Below are 18,205 nucleotides of genomic sequence, written 5' to 3'. Positions count from 1 at the left end.
AAGAGAGCTTTAATTGAAACAGTCAATGACCAACTCAAAAATATTTCTCAAATAGAGCATTCAAGACACAGGAGTATCTGGAATTTTCTGGTGAATCTTCTGGCTGGATTAGTAGCTTACTCTTATTTCCCGCAGAAACCTTCTCTTGATCTAGAGCCCAAAGCTTTATCGGCTCTCCCTCCTACTGTTTTTTAACCCTGATTCAGCAGCTAGAAGATAGAGCCTAATCCATTTTAAATCTCATGACGCACAAAGCGCCAAGCTTTGCTGAGCGCAATTTATTTTTTAGCGATCGCGTATGGTCTTGGTTTCATCTTGTCGAACTCAGGTATCACTAGAACTGGGAATCTTAATACAACAGTCTCAGTAGACTATGGGACAAATGATGATTATGCAAGAGCTGGCTTAGACTATACAGCTGTTTCAGGAACTCTCACTTTTGACCCCGGCCAAAGCACTAAGACTTTTAATATTCCACTTCTCGATGATGCTTTACCTGAGTTGAATGAGGCTTTAACAATCACTCTCAATAACCCTGTAGGAATTGATTTAGGATTACAAAATACTGCCAAGCTAATCATTGAAGAGGATGACGAAATCCCCTTTATTATTGACCAAGAGATTCTTGTTTCTGGGTTAAAAGAACAAGGTGAAAGACTTCGGCTATCAGGTCCAACGGCTTTTGACTGGAGTCCAGATGGAACAATGTTCGTCGCCCAGCTTAATGGAATTATACGAGTATTTGATAGCGACAGCCTTTTGCAAGAACCGTTTATCGATATCTCAGATGAAGTTAATACAGGAGGACAGCGTGGTCTTCTAGGACTAGCCGTTCATCCCAATTTTCCTGAACAACCTTATGTTTATTTAGCTTTTTCCTATGATCCTCCAGGTGTTAATCCAGACCGAGAAGGAGTGGGCCGAGTAACTAGACTAGTCAGATATACTGCTGATGCCAATTCCGACTATAGAACTGCTTTACCTAATAGTGAACTTGTCCTCCTCGAAACTCCCCCCGTCCAAAACTTCCATGCTGCTGGAGCTATTAGATTTGGTAATGAAGGGGAACTGTTTTTCTCCCATGGAGATGGCACACAGGTTAGTACTTCTCCCACCCCAGAACAGGCAGAAACACTTCAGAGTATTGACAATCCATTTGGTAAACTCTTCCGTATCGACCCCTTAACAGGTAATGGATATTCTGATAATCCTTTCTATAATGGGGACTCGACTAGCATCGAGTCTAAGGTCTATAGTTATGGTCTACGAAATCCTTGGCGCTATACAATTCATCCAGAAACTGGGGAGCCTTTCATTGGCGATGTGGGCTGGACAAATTGGGAAGAAATAAATACTGGTAAAGGTAATAATTTTGGTTGGCCTCTTTATGAAGGAGGCAATGGAGTAAGTTTAAGAACTACCACTTTAGCTGAAGTTCCAGATTTTCAAGAGCTATATGCCGATAATGAATCTACTGTAGACGCACCTATCTATAGTATCAGTCATGATGATGGAGGTAGATCTCTTACATTGGGGGATTTTTATTTTGGGAATGCTTATCCTGAAATTTATCAAAAAGCACTTTTCTTCGCAGATTTTTATGGCGAGAATGGGGTCGATGCTCTGACTTTTGACGCCCAGGGAAATATAGATTCCGCGCTCAGTTTTAGCGATCAAAGATGGGTTAGTCAACTTTCAATTGGGCCTGATTCTCATCTTTATTATTCCAGTTTAATTTCTGGGCAAATTGGTCGCTGGGTTATTAACTCTCCTGTAGCTGAATCTCCAACCGAAAGCGATGACTTGATAATTGGAACTAATGATGACGATGTTATTAGCAGCTTAGACGGTGATGATACTATTATAGGTGGGGAAGGGCTAGATCGCCTTACTGGAGGATTCGGCAATGATTGGCTGTCCGGCAAACAAGGAAATGATCGTTTGTTTGGGTTAGAAAATGACGACACTTTAAGAGGAGGAAAAGGTAGTGACGTCCTCAGAGGAAATTCTGGTCGCGACTCATTATTTGGGGGTTCATGGAAAGATGTATTATTAGGCGGAACCGATGAAGATACTCTAAGGGGAGGAGCTGGAGATGATAAGCTTTTTGGCGAGCAAGATGATGATCTATTAGACGGAGGCACCGGCAATGACACACTTAAAGGAGGTGCAGGCAATGATACTCTAATTGCTGCTCAAGGTAATAATAGATTATTTGGGGGCGATGGTGAAGACCAATTTATCATTAAATCTATTGAAGGTAGAAACTTGATTAGCGATTTTGAACTGGGAGTAGATCGACTAGGAATCCCAGATAACATTTCCCTTGACCAGATTACTATTACTCAGAATGGAAGCAGGACAGGAACAACTGTTCTTGACAGTCTCGGTCGTCAAATTATGGTTTTGAATGGTATCAATCCTGATTCTTTGAATATCAATCGTGATTTTATATAGAACAAATTAATGAATCATAACTTTTCTACTAATTTTGAAGCAATGGTTCGGACAAAATTAAGCAGCAATAGCCCCGTAATCACAAAGGTTTGAGTAATTTGGATGGGATTTAATTAAAGTAGGGTCAAGATCTAACTTGTCAATAAATCGTTCAAGCAAATGATAATTGAGTGCACGTCGTTTGTAGCTTGCCATGGAAAAGACAAAATCACGCTCACCATTGTCTTGTCTCACAGCATCCCATTTAGCTAGATTTAGAGCCGCCAAAGAACTATTAAAATGAAAGTCAAGTTTAGTCAAGTCACGAGCCTGACAATCAGCTAATCCAGTAAATTGCTTACTGTCACGGAAGATAAATTCTATTTGGAAACGAGCCTTATAGTAAAGATAGATCGAGTAAGGGTTGAGCTTCACGTCAGTGCAGTAGAGAACTGCATAGCTACAGTCAGAACCAGAATTATTCAGCAGATAACAAATCCGAATCGGACGTTTTAGACTTACAGACCAAACTACAGCAGTATAGAGAGTTAGAGCATCAGATATTTGAGTAAACAGCTCGAAATTACTGTAATCAGTTAAGTCAACCTTGCCCGCGTACTTGCGCGGTCTACCCCTTCCTGAATATTCACCTTGGTAGAGATAACGAAGATTGGCATCTCGACGTAACTTGCTAATTGCCTCTAACTTTAAATCGGTAACTCCATTGACCCACTTGAGTTTACTGTAAAAGCCATCTGTAACTACATAACCCAGAGAAGACGGTAAGTAAGGAACAGTTGCCTCAAGTTGAGTTAGATAGTAATTGATTCTTGTTGTTTCAGGTTGTTGGCTGGGGTCTGAAGATGGGCTCTTGGCAGGTGTTTGCTGAACACTAAGACTGTAAGCAATTTTCCGATGGACATCTACTACTGCCATAGCTGAAATTTCTAGTCCCTTCTCCGCCTTGGAAACACTACCATTGTAGAAGTAATCCATACCATAGGTCTGATGGCCACTTTTGGGAATGAAAGAACAATCGACTGCTAAGATTATTTCTGACTCTGGTTTAATTGCTCTGTTAATTAGTTGTTGGTTGAACTTGATGAAGTTGAAGGAGCGTTGATATTGTCTTCGATAAGTTCGCTCCGAAATATGACTATATCGACTTAGATTCGTGAAATTTGCTTTGCCGCAGGTGAGAAACAGTGTTGAAAACAAAGTCACCAAAAATTTTTGTTGAGGTTGTCTCAAATTCTCACAGCAAGCTAGTAGGCTTTGTATAATTGCTTTAACGCTATCCATTGCATGGTAATCTTTTAACACTTTTACCTTAATCCAATAGATAGCTTTTTTCCTCTCTTCTTAAAAATGTCCGAACCATTGTGAAGACAACTCAGGATTTAATCCATCAATACCTTTTAAACAAGGTACCAATTTCATGTCTATTTTTTCTGACAGCGAGTCTTTTTCTAGTAAGTAGCACTCAATAGGGTCAAAGAAATAACTTATTAGCTTTAAGTTAATACTCAGGTTACTCAAGATATCATTTTTAGATAATTCTAGATAGGATTCAAGCAAGTGCTTGGATGTATAAAAATGATTACAATCTGTTTTATTTGAGTTAATACTCGCTAATTCTTCAAAATTTAAAACCCGCTCAAATGTAGTAAATTTGGCAAAACAGTCTGGCTCTATATCTTGTCCCCAATAAGTATGATCTATACAATGAAAGCTTAATGTTATTCTATGGAGGTGATCTGAAGAAAACACCAATAATAAGTAAGGTTCTTTCAAATAATAGTTGCGAAAAAAGTTGGTATTGAAAGAATTAATGCATAATATTATTTTATAAGAAAGAAATTTTTTGGATATTTTATATAGGCAATGCAAGTATTTATGATATTCTTTTTCTAGTACTTGTTGAGTATAATTACTAAAGGACAAATTAGCTTTGTGAGATGTTCTGGTGATTTCTTTTGGTAAGCCTTGATAGTTATAATCAGTAACATTAAAATCGTTCTTGACGTTCAGAATATTACTTTCTTGATCATAAAAAACCGGCACGCTTCGAGAGGAGTTATCTATCTCATTTCTTCTATTTAGTGATTCTCTCAAAATATTTTCCAAATTAATTTTAAATTTTGCCATGGAAAACTTTTCTTGACAAAAACTTCTCAATTTTGTAGCCTTACTTTTCATTTTATTGGGATTAAAATGAGCATATTCAATGTGCTCCACAAGTAAATGATATTGGCCTGGATTATATAGTAAGCCATATTCTGATGAGGGTATAATTTCTTGAGCAGAGGATGAATTAGTTGCTATTATTGGGCATGAGAACTGAGCTGCCTCCAAAATACTTAAGGCTAGTCCTTCATAGAGACTCGTCGAAATAAATATATCACTCAGTGCCAAAAATCTAGCAACATCTTTCCGATAGCCTAAAAACTTTAATTTATTAGATAAGCCTAAATCTAGAGCTATTTTTTGATAATAATCCTTTAATTCTCCTTCGCCCAAAAAAAGATGATAATAATTTGGTAATTTATTCTGAACTAAAGAAAAAGAAGTTATTATATCTAAAAAGTTTTTTTGATGAGAAAATCTTCCTACTGAAAGAGAAATAGAAGAATTAAGTGGAAGTTCTAATTCATCAAGTAATTCTAAGCGGCGAAGTTTATACTGTTTTGATGTTAATGAAGTATATTCACTGACTATGTCTCGTGAATTGTAAAATACTTTTATTTGATTTAAGTTAATTCCAGTAGATAAAGAGAGCTGAATCTTATTATCGTAAGAAACTGTAAAAAATTTAGAGTTGCCTACTGCTAAGCTTTGGAATATTTTTTTAGTCAGATCGTTTAATTCAACCTTCCAAGGACAAAGATGAACTAAATTAGTACAGGGAATATTTAGTATATAAGAGGCAAGAGATAGTCCTAAACCAAAATCTAACCAAGGTAAATTAATAAATATACAATCAGGTTTAAGTGATTCCAAAATCTTACTTGCTGCTCTGTATTGCTGAGATAACTTATTGAGATAAGTTTCCCCTATTGTTAAATCTTCTGCATCACCCTGCCAAGCAATATCAGATATTAATAAATCAGCTTCGAGCCCAGAAAAAAAATTAATAATTTGTGGAATATCGGGCACTACTAAAGTCGGACTAAAGCCAATTTCTTTGACTAAGGGTAAGATACTTCTGATGTAATGTTCAGCGCCGCCAATGGCAGTAGAAGGAACAAATATAGCAATTTTTAATAGTGATTTAGGTATTGACATGCTCTACATAATTATCTTGAATTTCAATTTCTCTCAAAGCTAGACATAATTTTCTAGTATCACTAGTTTCTGGATATATATCCTGGACCCCAACACTTTCTTTCACACAGATATCGACAGTAAATTTGTTTTTCATCCGATTCCCTAAGGGAAACCAAATAGCTGTGATTGTATAGCCATCTTCTTGTTCTACTAAGTTTAATTCCAATGGATCTCCATCGATAAATATTTTAAGGCTTTCTTTTGTAGCATCTGTAATAAATTTAACGTCTTTTAGGATAAGTTTAATTGGACGCACCATCTTTACTGGCAATTCAATAGATGCTTTATTCTCTGGGCCCATCCAAATATAACTGCTATCATCTCCTGATGTTTCAGGATAGTAGAAATTATCCACATTTTGTAGATATTCAGAGTTTAATTGAATAGGAAACTCTATTAATTTACTGTCATTATTAGTAGACTCAAGAGGAGAGCTATCCTGGATCTTAGAATAAGATGGTGAGTGATTATTTTTTTGATTCTGAATGTTAGATAAGTTTAAAGATAGTTTTGATAGCTCAATCTTTAATTCAGCTATTTCATCAACTAAGGTATCAATACAGCTTTCTAGAAACGGGGTATTAGAGTTTTTACTAGAAGCGGCACGATGGATACTAGCCTTTATTTGTTGTGCTAGTTGATATTTAAGATTAACAATTTCTGAGTCTGGTAAAAAATCCATATTTCCCTCTATCTATAGGATATATTATGAGCAAATTCCTGAATATTTTTTTCCGTAATTGTATAACTATCTTCAGTTTTAGGTAACCAATATTCTAGAAATCGCTCCTGAGAATAATGCCATACTGAGTTTGCCTTGTCTTCTTGTTTAACAATAGATTGTTCGAGAAATGACTGGTAAGCTGTGGGAATAAAAGTAAAATTTTTGATAAGTTTTATTGCACCGTCTTGAATAAATTTATCATTTTTAGTGTAAATGGGAATACGGTTACAGATACAAAGATAAATTAAAAAAGATATCGATTTTGTTTCTTCGATACAGATAAACAAATCAAATGTGGACATTTTGTCTATTGCCTTATTAGCCGAGTGCTGAGGAATAGAGGAATTTATTGACAAGTTCAAATCAGAAATAATTACTAATTCAAAATGTTGAGGAAGAAAATATTGGCAACAGTGGATTAGTTTGTTTAATTCTGCTTGATTGCTTTTGTCGAGGCAAGAAACCCCAATCACTATTTGTTCTAAATCTTTTGAGGTGTATTCTGTATTCTTCAAGATTATCGGATTTTTTGTTAATAAAATATTTTTCTTATTTTGTTTTGCCAAGTTATCTTTTAGTATCGAACTACTCGGCAAATCCCAAAGATAAAAACGGTCGTCAATATTTTCTTCTTCTTTGATCATATGACAGACATTTTTTTTAATTGTTTCATTATTATCAATACTTGAGCGATTAAAAAAGTATGATAAAAAGTTATTATTTCCTAATTTTAAATTTTTTAATTTTCCTATACAGTCATCGTCAACAACAATTGAGCTAAAGTCTAATAAGTGAATAAATATCTGATTTTCATCAGGTTTTATTTTAAATAAATCTATAATCTGATAGAATTCTCTGTGATGAACATTATCAACCAATCCCTGATGGTAGAGTTTTAATTTATCTGTTTCTACATTCTCAAAATGTCTAGATCGATATACCTGTAGCTCTCCAAGCTGTTTAGCACTATTTATCCAAAATGCTATCCATAATTCTTCATTGGTTTGGGCATTCCAAAAATTAACATTAGTAATAATATTAAAATTATATTTTTTCTTGCCTATTGCTCTTTTGTCATCTGCGTCGGGAGATTCTTCAAGAGTTAAATTGTATTGAAGATTTTTGATTAATTTCCAATCAGACTGATATAGCTTTTTGATCGCTTCTTTGACACTATTAGCGTAATTTAAAAATACTGATTTGCTATCTTTTTGTAGCTCAGCAATTGTATGTTGAGTATCTTGAAGCGTAATCTCTTCAACTCCTAGAGCCAATTCATTAATAGTTTTAAAACTATGATATTGACAATTACTCCCCAAACCTTCAAAAGCATTAATAGTACCAATGCAAGGTTTAAACCAAGATAGGGCCTCTACTGTTTTAATTTTGAGTCCTGTACTGAACTCAAATGGCAACACCACAATATCAACTAAATCGTAAAACTCAGAAACATCTTTGACTTTTCCTAATATTTGAACTTGATCTTGAAAACGGCCATCCAAAGCGTCACACACCTTACCTCCAACAATAAAAGTTGATTTGCGATCGCCACAAATAGTTAAGTATTGATCGAGAAAAGATTCCAAATTTCTGACATTAATCGGATTCGCACTACCAATAAATCCTAGTTTAATATTATTGTAATCAATCTCTCTATTGGTAATTTCAGATAGTTCAGGCTCTAAATGGCCTATAGTTAGGACAGGGGTTTGAGATAGACATTTAAACCAATTAGATTCATCCTCCTTAATTGATAAAACAAGATGAGCGCGGTCTAGAGCTGCTTTCTCAGATTCGGGAGAGACGTAAAAAAAATCGCGATAGCCTAACTTTCTATCTAGAAGATAATTGCGATTGCTAATAATATCGTGGGTATCAATAACCTTCGTGACGCTGTCATCAAATAATTCTAAAACTTTGCTGTAAAATATGTAGTTACAAAGAACTATGTCCATCTTCGCAGCTAACTTAATCCAATTAACCGTGTACTCAATTCCCACATCCCACCATGCATCGAGTTCGAAATACTCATCATCGGTTCTATAGACTGCTGATTGTACTGGATAGGCCACAAAAAAGTAATCCCAACATTGATTCATTCCATCGTAAGAATCTTTAGGTATTTCATGATCCCATTCCCGAGGGCAATAAACAAAATAAATAGTAGCACCAAGTTCCTGAAGGGATTTTGTGAGAGCGAATATTCTTTTCCTATTACCTGCATCCTGAGGATGAGAAGGAGTTGGGGAAAGTACTAAAATATTTTTACCTTTCATCAGAGTCAAATAATTACAATAAGGGTCATTTTCTTCAATTGGCCCAGTCATGATTGGGTTCATAACCTAAGTCAATCAATAAATTGCCATACAATTCCAAAAATCTTTTTTTATGGCACTTCTTAAAATATGATTGCCATTGCTGGGATTTTCCAGACCTAACATGAGTGCTTTTTTTGATCATATTAGAGAAAATACTATTTTTATACGCGACATCAAGGCAATTAGGAATTTGCCCTCCTGCAAACCCCAAAAAAGTAAACATTTTATGAAATAACATCAATTCAGTATCCATAATTAGATCTTCATATTTAACTTCAAAAAAACTAGGATTATCATATTTCCAACTGGCAACTCTACTGAGGGTTTTTATGGCTGAGTTTTCCATTTCAAATATTATTTTGTCGTCAAATAATTCATAGGAATTAATCTTTTCCTGGTATGTCAAACCAGCATATCGTTCATGTTTTTTATGGAGCCACTTTTCTTTAGATTTACTATGATAAAAAGTACCAGATATTATTATATCCCTAGGGTCTCTTACTAAATGAACTCCCTTGTACACAAAATTATTACAATAAGGGAAATCAAATTGACTATGATAATCTAGTAAAATTTCCCAACGGTCATTTTTAGGCCGTTTTTTTTTGAAGCTAGTTGTTATGCAACGTAACTTAAATTCTTCAGATAATGATTGAAAAATACTTTTCATCCAGGCAGATCCTGATTTGTGGTGTGTTCCTACCAAGATTTTATGTTTTTTTTTCATGATGAATTTAAAATTTATTATTTTTTTAGTATTAACTAGAGGGGAAAAATACTTGTCTTTAGTCAAATAACTACATTGGCTTTCTATATGTTAGAACTAACCTTAAATAGTTTTCGATAATTCCACTGATAAACTTCTGCCCAAGAATTAGATGGTAAAACCTTATCAGGAGCTGATAACAGGTTTTTTATTTCATCAACTAATATTTGGTTGTTGGTATCAAATAAATATTGACAAAGCTTAAGCAACAAGATTTGCTCTTTATAAGAATAATTATTATTTTCATTTAATAATTGTTTAAAATAATAAAGAGCCCTAGATTGATTAATCATTTTAAAAAGTGGATTCCTTGTCAGGATCTTAGGTATTTTTTTATTAACAATAAAGTAAGCAGTAGCTCCAGGAGCCGCACCAACATAACTTATCCAAGGCTTCAACAATTCCATTGATAAATACAGCCAGGGGCAGCCGTAGAAGTAATAATCTTGCTGAACTACGATTGATCCTGGGAACAGAAATGGAAAGAACTGCTGTGCAATATAATCATTTAATCTCAAACTTTTAGAAGCATCAATAAAGAGAATTTCAATAGGGTTAGAGTTCCAACTATATTGACATAAGTCTCCTGGAGTAATGTGAACTAAACCTAAATTTGTATACTTTTTAATATTGCTAAGATAGTTCATAAAAAATGAACCCGTTGGTAAATTTTTAGGATTCAACAACCAATCAAAACCAGCATATTTTTCATAATGGAATAAATCATAACTATAAATTCTCTTATATGATTTTCGAATTTTCTGTTGATTTGCAAGTATTCCTTCCGTGAAACAAGCAGTTGATGATCCCAAAAAAGGTCCAAGATCTATGATTTCACCCTTATCAGAAAAATAATTTTTGGCAAGACTATAAAGCAAAGACAGTTCATCTGATTTCATCATACTAGGAATAGAATCTATTTCAGTAGGATGAGCTTCAATTGCAAAATCTGGTCTAGGTAATTCTTTAAGTGATTCAAGATAAATTGGGGAATTATAATCTTGAGGTAGGCGAATAATCCATATCTTATCAATAACTTCTAGTTCAACAGAAAGTTTATCTGCTAGCTGATTAACCTCTTGAACTATATCTGGAAAATCTGGTGAGTAATCATGACCACACATGATGCTTCCTGGCTTCATTCTCTCTAACCAAAAATAGAGATTTTCTTTAAAAATAGGATTAGTGTGAACACTATCATCAAAATAAAGATCGACGGGAACATTCCAGTCGGTAAAATCTTGAGGGCTATAAGCTTGTAGCGCAATTACATTACTAGAATCAGCAATATTTTCCCAAAAAGTTTCTATCGAAAAACTGGTGTTAAATTTTTTTTCTAGTCGTTGAATCCATTTTTCTCTTTTCCAGGGATCTACACAATAAATTGTTACAGAATCATCGGCATTTTTTGCCCAATGTACGGAGCTTTTGCCAAACAAAGAACCTAACTCAATAAGAGTACTATTTTTAGGAAGAGCTTGAGCCAGTTCAGCAATACAAACAAGCTCTTTTTTAGTTATTTGACCAGGTAAATTTTCGTTGATATACATTACTTATATGATCCTATTCGTAAAAAAATACTAAAAAGACTTAACAGTTAAAGTATTGTTCCCAAGCTGTATTTTGAAACTGATTTTTCAGTTCTTGATAGTTTTGTATTAATTCGTTTAGAGGTTCTGGATTTTGTTTTTTGTGCTTGGTATCTATTTCTTTTTGAGGAATTTGCTCTACATCCAAAAAATCAAATACTTTATATAAGGATTGATCATACTTTTCAACCAAATCTTCATAAAAAATATCTTGGATTTGAGATTGAGGAAAAATCATTTTTATGTTATTCTCCCAGGATTCTATATCTTCAAAAGACTTATTAAGAAATTCGTGATTAAGATGAACTTTTTTTTGAGATGCATCTATTATTTGGGATTCATCCGTTATCCCCCATTGCTTGGTTTTAAAGGCTATTTTCATAGAAACAATCATGCTAAGACGATTTTTTCTTTGAAGATGGACAATCTTTAATTCTGGTATACTAGCTAATTCTTGCCATTCATCCTCATTTAAATGGTAATAAAATATTTTGCAACCTACAGCTTTGATATTCTCCGCTCTTTCTCTAAATAAATGATTGAGAATAGGATAAAAATTTTCCCCAATTTTTCTATTATGAGCCGCAAATATCTCATGCTCAGCAATAATATTAGGATGAGAGTTGAGAGATGTTAGTAGTAAATTTGAACCAGAACGAGCGTGGGAGACTATTATATATTTGGAATAGTTGTTGTCATTTGTTGTTAGCATTTTATGCTTTAGTTTATTTGATAAAAAAAGTCAAGAAACAAACACAAGATTAGAAATAATAACTAAACTTACGAAGATATGGTTGGTAAATGTATTCAATAATCTCTCTTGCTTCCGCAGAATAATGCCTCCAGTATGATGCATCTCTATCACGAGAAACATTGACTTTTGGGACTTTAATTGTCATCTGTTTGCCACAGTTCTCTGCTATGATTTTCTCTAGATCTTGATTCATTTCTTCTTTTCTGATGTAAGCTTGTGATTGATGAATATACTCAGAATGAAGAAATGCTCTCTTCTTCTCTCCATAAAGATCTTTATATCTTTTTTCTATCCATTCGGAAAAATCCATAGTTAAAGTATCAATAATGTCATTAATTTTTCTTTCAGAGTTTTTTACGTTGTATATCCATGATGATTTATTACCTAAATTCCTACTAGTTCTATGCCTTGATCTATACCATTCGGCATATAGATATTCAAAGGGATTTCTCACCCCTGTCACTACTAAATACTGAGATTGTTCTTTATTTAACATATTATTTTTTAAGAGTTCCTTGTAGGTACAATGTTTTCCTCTTAATAAAAACTGACCATCTTGAGAAAATACATCTACCTCACTTTCTGGAACAGCTTTTCCCCCAAAAGTATCAATGAGAAATTTAGATAAAGCTGAGGAGCCAGTACCAGGAGCCAAAAGGTATATCATTTTTAATTCGTCACAAATTATAGCCATAATCGATTTATATTTACGATAAACTAACAAAGAAACCAAAATATTTTCTGTCAACTTCTTCTGTACAAAGGATGAGGATATCTGTCTCTGGGAACGGATACTTTTTTCGCCAGCACAGAAATACGATCACCTCTTAGTTCAGTGTTATAGTTGCCACTAGCTAAAAATTTTTCTAGCTCTTCGTCTTTTTCTTTGGCATCATATTGAGTTGTTAATTCTATGATTTCAAATCCTGCTGATTCTAGTGCAATACTTACTATACTTGGTGTATATTCAAACCTGTGACCATCATTTTGACCGAACTTATTGTAGGCATAATAGTTGTAAGGCGGTTGGCCATTTAAGATATATTGAAGAGCAATCTGACCAGCAGAATTAGGGGTAGTTAGCAACAATAATCCATCCGACTTTAAAACCCGATTAGCTTCAATCAGAAAAAACATTGGGTCAATTTGAAAATGTTCTAATACTTCACAAAAAACAATTAGGGAAAATTTTTCTGATTCACAAGGAAGAGAATGTTTCTCCATATTCATATGATAAGTGTCGTACTTTCTCCCTTGATTCAAGTACTTAAAGCTCATTTGCTTAAATTCAACACTTTCATCATTAAAAATCGTGCCAAAGGACTTATCATATTTTAGATAATCAGTTAGCCACTCCAGCATGAATCCCCCAGTGCCTGCATCTAAAACCTGCAATCCATCACTGTTAGCTATGGGTATTATGGTTAGGGTATGAATTATTCTTTTTCTGTGAACCTCCAAGTATTTTCTTTGCCAATTATTCGGAGGAATTCGATTAAAATAATCATTAAAAATTTCAATGGCAATTTTTTTACTTAGGTATTCAAGATTTTTTTTGTCTATAGTCAGCATTTTTCTTAGATTAAGATGGTTGTTTCTGCAATAAAAATTCTACTCCGGCCACTTCGAAATTATGTCGTTTTTCTCCAAAAACATTTTTAATAATATTGAAAAACGTAAGTTAATGGGGATTGTTTGTATACAGCGTATGTAATCATTTGATACTCTTGAGATTCTCTAACTTGTTCTTTATATTTCATATTCTTGTTATACTTTTTAATCATGATTGTTTAACTTTTCTAGTAAGAAATGTAAATTATGCTTAATAGTTTCTGGGGTAAAAATACTAATTGCTTCTTGGGAATTACTGGCTAAATATGACCATAGCTCTTCTGTTTGATAAAGTCGTAAAATAGCTTGAGCAAATGTTACGGTATCATTCGCTTCCAACAGATTTTTTTCGGTTGTTAAATGCATCCCTTCAATACCTACAGCAGTAGAGATGATTGGCAGACTATACTCCAAACTCTGTCCGATTTTGCCTTTCATCCCGGCACCGTATCTTAGAGGAGAAACAAAAATGCGATGGCTCAAGAAATAGTCACTCACATCCCGAATGTAACCGGTAACAGCCACGCGATCGCTAGCTAGACTTTGAACTTGAGCAGTGGGATTACTACCGAGTAAAGTGACTTTGACCGATGGCAACTGCTCCCAAACCAAAGGCATAATCTCACGACATAACCAAAGAACTGCATCAACATTCGGTGGATGATTATAACTACCGATGAACAGAATATCTTTTCTTGCAGCAAAACTAGTATCTCGCTCAGTATCCTGACTAGTGCGAGGTACGTGAACATTTGGCACCACCTCGACAGAGTTAATCCCTTGTTGCTGTAGAATTGATTTTTCGACCTCCGTCACAGTAATAGTCAAATCTGCCTTGCGAGCTATTTTCAATTCTCGCTTTTGCATATTTACCCATTCAGTAGTTTCTTGGGGATTTTTCGTGGTAGATAGTTCCCAAGCACGCTTCATTCTCAGATAGTGAAGATCGATAGTGTCATAGACAACCTTTATATTTGGCTGAGAGCGAATTAGAGGTAAATATTTTTCATTGAGATCAGGACGGCAAATCCAAGCTAGATCAATTAAAGGTAATCTCTCGGTAATCTGGGACTCAGGAGTGTTTCCGAAACCATCTTGAGTATATAAAGTTTCTATTTGCAGATTTTGTAATTCTTCGTTATAGGGTTCGTCCTTGACGCCATTGTCTGCTGCAAAAATTACATGATAGTCTAGCTGTCTAAAGATCTTTAACAGATGAAATAGTCTTTGAGAGCCAGACTCCTTGTCATAGCAAGGCATGTAAGTATCTATAACTAAGATTGTTTTTTGGCCCTGATATTTCCTAGCCGCTCTTGGCAAACCTTCGCTGCCTTGATTTGGTAAATATTGACTAGTACTTAAAAAATGACGCCATTTTTGCTGAAATTTTTGGGCATTAACGACTTGATACTGCTTCACTCCGCTAGCGGTGGAAGTTCCTGAACTAATACCCTCATAGTGAATAACCTCCGACTTCGGCTGATAAATGACTTTTAAGCCTAATTGATGGCGAATCGCAAAACATAAATCAGTATCTTCGTAATATGCTGGGGCGAACTCCGTGGCAAAACCCCCTAAGGTGTTAAAGGTGGATTGCTTGACCATGAGGCTTGCTCCCGAACAATAATCAACCTCTCGCAGATAATTATATTTGGAGTCAAAAGGATTTTCGTTTCTGCCATAATTCCAGCCCGAAGCATCTTGCCAAATAACGCCACCTGCCTCTTGTAGCGAGCCATCAGGGTAAATTAACTTAGAACCGACTACGCCTACTGTTTGATCACCTTGGAAAACTTCGACTAAGCTTTCAATTGCCTGGGGACGAATCTGAGTGTCGTTATTGAGAAAATAGAGATATTCGCCTTGAGCTATTTCTGCACCTTTATTACAGGAATGAATAAAGCCTAAGTTTTGCGAATTATTGATTAGTTTTAGACCTGCTACTTGTTCTAAAATCTCCTGAGTACAATCGGTGGAACAATCGTTGATCACAATCACTTCCACTTGGATATCCTGGGGAATTTGATTGGCTAAGGAAGATAGACATTGGATTGTATAGTCGAGCTTATTATAGACAGGAATAATAATCGACACAACAGGATGATCACTGTAGGGAAGAGTTATATTGGCGCTAATATCTAAACTATGGGCATTATCTTCTTGCTGTTGGAGCGTTGATGTGGGTAGGCTAATCAATCGCTCCACTAACTTTTTTACATCAGTCTCCGGATGTTTTTCCATTAAGGCATTGGTTAAGCGGATCGTCGCTTCGACATTTTTTGGTTGCAGCTGCACGGCCATTTGATAAGCAACGATCGCCTCATCGAGATTTTTTTGTTCGATTAACCTATTGCCCAATCTTAAATAGAGTTCTATGTTATTTTTGTCGATGGCTAAAGCTTGATGGTAATTGTTGGTATTATCTGGATCTTGCTCAATTGCTTGCATGAAATGCCTCAGGGCAGTCTGCCGATATTCTTCACTTTGCTGAAAAAAGACATTACCTAATTTACTTGATAAATTCGGGAGATCAGCTTGGATCTGACCTGAAGCCTGATAAGCAGAGATCGCATCGGACCATTTGCTCACTGTTGCAAGGGCATCACCCAGTCGCAAATGTGCTGCGGCAAAATCAGGTTTTAAGGAAACGGCTTTGCGGAAAACGGCGATCGCTTCTTCCGGTCTATTGACTTGAAGCAAAATCAAACCCAGGTCATTATAGGACCAAGCGACATCGGGTTTTAACTTAATCGCACGACGATAGACTGTAATGGCTTCCGACCATAGTTGCAAATTCCCCAAAACCCCGCCTAGATTATGCAGCGCTTCCCAATAGTCTGATTTAATCTGTAATGCTTGCTGATAGCATTGAACTGCTTGTTCCCAATTTTTTTGTTGGGTAAAACATAATCCCAAGTTGAAATATAGTTGGTGATTTTGCGGATTATACTTAATTGCCTCTTGATAGCATTGTAATGCTTTGGGTAATTCTCCTGCTGTTGTCAAAACTTGTCCTAGATTAAGATAAGCGTCGATCAAAGTAGGCTGCAATTGAATTGCTCTGCGATAGCAAGTAACAGCTTGGGATGTTTTTCCCTGAGTTACAAGATTGTTTGCTAGCTGTAAATATTCCCCTGCCTGAAGACCTTGAGCATCTAGCTCCACTGCCTTCAACCAGTAGCTAGTTGCCTGCTCGATTTTGCCAATTTGGGTTAAAATCCGAGCTAAATTACGATAAGCAGCAACTAGTTTGGGATTAAGTTCAATGGCTTTTTGATAATGGAGAATTGCTTCGCGCCATTGTTGTTTTTGCGCAAATAAATTACCCTGACTGACTTGATAATCAGCAGAATCTGCAGCAAGAGTCGACTCCGTTGGGCTTCGTCCCGCATTAAATGCCGATCCTTCGCCTTTTTTTCCGTAATTTTGCGCTATTTGCTGCTTGAGGGATAATTGCTTTCTCGCTGGGGGCAGAGACGAAATACCGACAGAATCCTTTAACTGAAGTAGTTGCCGATAATAAATAGTAGATTCTTGCCAAAGACCCATTTTCTCTGTAATTGCGGCGAGTCTTTGATAAGCTTGACTGAAGTTGGGCGCTAGTTGCACTGCCTGTTGATAATATTTGAGAGCCTGTTCAAGATTGCCTTGCTGACAAGCTTGCTCTCCTAAATGAAACAAATCTTTGGGCGAAGTTTGAGTCTGGGATTGGGACTCTAATTTTTGCGCTTGAGCTAAGATACTTTGAGCTTTTTCTGGTTGTCCCAAATTTTGCCAGACCCGAGCGACATGTTTATAGACCCCAGCTAAATCCGGTTTGAGTTCTAAGGCTTTTTGGTAATAGTCGAGAGCTTGTTGCCATTGTTTTTGTTGAGCGTAGAGAGTCCCCAGATTGGCATAGGCTTCGGGAAAATCTGGCTTAATGGTGATCGCTTGACCATAATAGCCAATAGCTGCCGAGAATTTGCCTAGACTTTGATTAGCATCCCCCAAAACCTTATAGGCTTTTGCTAGTTTCGGATCAAGCCCTAATGCTGTTTCGCAAGCTCGGATCACTTCTGACCATTGAGACTCTTCTTTATAGGCTAAAGCTTGCTCTAGATAAATAGCCGCAGCATTGACTTGGTTTGCTTGAGGATTCAAATGTTTTCTGACCTTAGCAATATGGTTGTAGACACCAGCCAAATCTGGTTTAATTTCTAAGGCTTTTTGATAATAATCGAGAGCCTGCTGCCATTTTGACTGTTGGGCGTAGAGACTGCCAAGATTGGCATAGGCTTCAGGAAAATCCGGCTTGAGGGCGATCGCTTTTCCATAATAACCAATCGCTTTGGAAAATTCCCCCAGACTTTGATTGGCATCTCCCAAAACCTTATAGGCTTCTGCCAATTCTGGATTTAGCTTTAAAGCCGCTTCACACGCTCGGATTGCTTCTGGCCATTGAGATTCTTTCCTGTAGACTAATGCTTGTTCAAGATAAATTCTTGCAGAACTTACCTCTTGAGTCGCAACTTGATTATCAATAATTTCAGCTTGTTTCATTGGGGATAAATTTTGGTCTGCATGAACATCTAAAACAGAAGTCTGACTTAAGGATCTTACTATCTTATTTTGTTGAGGGTCTCGAATGATATTTAACCGGGGCAAGTATACAATCTAGTTTAGATTTTTATGGCAGCT

The 18,205-nt window shown here is 35.8% G+C and carries 12 protein-coding genes; 2 read left to right on the top strand and 10 right to left on the bottom strand.

What is annotated here, in order from left to right:
• Positions 1-195, top strand: a 195-nt coding sequence (locus XEN7305_RS12235; RefSeq protein WP_006509744.1) for a transposase, incomplete at its 5' end; no start/stop codon positions are given.
• 69 nt (positions 196-264) lie between these two features.
• On the top strand, positions 265-2,457 hold the full coding sequence (locus XEN7305_RS26635; RefSeq protein WP_006509743.1) for a PQQ-dependent sugar dehydrogenase: 2,193 nt from the start codon (positions 265-267) through the stop codon (positions 2,455-2,457).
• Positions 2,458-2,514: 57 nt separating this feature from the next.
• Here XEN7305_RS26635 and XEN7305_RS12225 read toward each other — a convergent pair whose 3' ends face one another.
• The 10 genes from XEN7305_RS12225 to XEN7305_RS28200 all read right to left on the bottom strand — a co-directional run bounded on the left by XEN7305_RS12225 (position 2,515) and on the right by XEN7305_RS28200 (position 18,067).
• Entirely contained in the window at positions 2,515-3,660 is a 1,146-nt protein-coding gene (locus XEN7305_RS12225; RefSeq protein WP_255325040.1) for a transposase, read from the bottom strand.
• Positions 3,661-3,798: 138 nt separating this feature from the next.
• Positions 3,799-5,721 (bottom strand): glycosyltransferase, encoded by a 1,923-nt coding sequence (locus tag XEN7305_RS12220; RefSeq protein WP_006509741.1) that lies wholly within the window; start codon positions 5,719-5,721, stop codon positions 3,799-3,801.
• Positions 5,708-6,445: a hypothetical protein gene (locus tag XEN7305_RS12215; protein WP_006509740.1), complete on the bottom strand. Its 738-nt coding sequence runs from the start codon at positions 6,443-6,445 to the stop codon at positions 5,708-5,710. Before XEN7305_RS12215 ends, XEN7305_RS12220 begins: the two co-directional genes overlap by 14 nt.
• A gap of 8 nt (positions 6,446-6,453) precedes the next feature.
• The gene (locus tag XEN7305_RS12210; protein WP_238568969.1) at positions 6,454-8,814 is read right to left on the bottom strand and encodes a glycosyltransferase family 4 protein; all 2,361 of its coding nucleotides are present in this window, start codon (positions 8,812-8,814) and stop codon (positions 6,454-6,456) included.
• Positions 8,798-9,532, bottom strand: coding sequence for a sulfotransferase domain-containing protein (locus tag XEN7305_RS12205; RefSeq protein WP_006509738.1), 735 nt, complete (start codon positions 9,530-9,532; stop codon positions 8,798-8,800). The genes XEN7305_RS12210 and XEN7305_RS12205 overlap by 17 nt, the downstream gene beginning before the upstream one ends.
• Positions 9,533-9,615: 83 nt before the next feature.
• Complete coding sequence (locus tag XEN7305_RS12200) at positions 9,616-11,121, bottom strand: class I SAM-dependent methyltransferase (protein WP_006509737.1); 1,506 nt, start codon at positions 11,119-11,121, stop codon at positions 9,616-9,618.
• A gap of 40 nt (positions 11,122-11,161) precedes the next feature.
• A complete protein-coding gene (locus XEN7305_RS12195) occupies positions 11,162-11,872 on the bottom strand; it encodes a sulfotransferase domain-containing protein (protein WP_006509736.1) in 711 nt (236 codons plus the stop codon).
• 49 nt (positions 11,873-11,921) lie between these two features.
• Complete coding sequence (locus XEN7305_RS12190) at positions 11,922-12,662, bottom strand: hypothetical protein (RefSeq protein ID WP_144053256.1); 741 nt, start codon at positions 12,660-12,662, stop codon at positions 11,922-11,924.
• A complete protein-coding gene (locus tag XEN7305_RS12185) occupies positions 12,659-13,486 on the bottom strand; it encodes a bifunctional 2-polyprenyl-6-hydroxyphenol methylase/3-demethylubiquinol 3-O-methyltransferase UbiG (RefSeq protein WP_006509734.1) in 828 nt (275 codons plus the stop codon). The genes XEN7305_RS12190 and XEN7305_RS12185 overlap by 4 nt, the downstream gene beginning before the upstream one ends.
• A 204-nt stretch (positions 13,487-13,690) precedes the next feature.
• On the bottom strand, positions 13,691-18,067 hold the full coding sequence (locus tag XEN7305_RS28200) for a tetratricopeptide repeat protein (RefSeq protein ID WP_144053255.1): 4,377 nt from the start codon (positions 18,065-18,067) through the stop codon (positions 13,691-13,693).
• Positions 18,068-18,205: the final 138 nt, after the last annotated feature.

It is taken from the genome of Xenococcus sp. PCC 7305 (assembly GCF_000332055.1).
GTDB lineage: Bacteria > Cyanobacteriota > Cyanobacteriia > Cyanobacteriales > Xenococcaceae > Xenococcus.
Note: the sequence above shows the minus strand (reverse complement) of the source record. Positions and strands in the feature narration are given on the sequence as shown.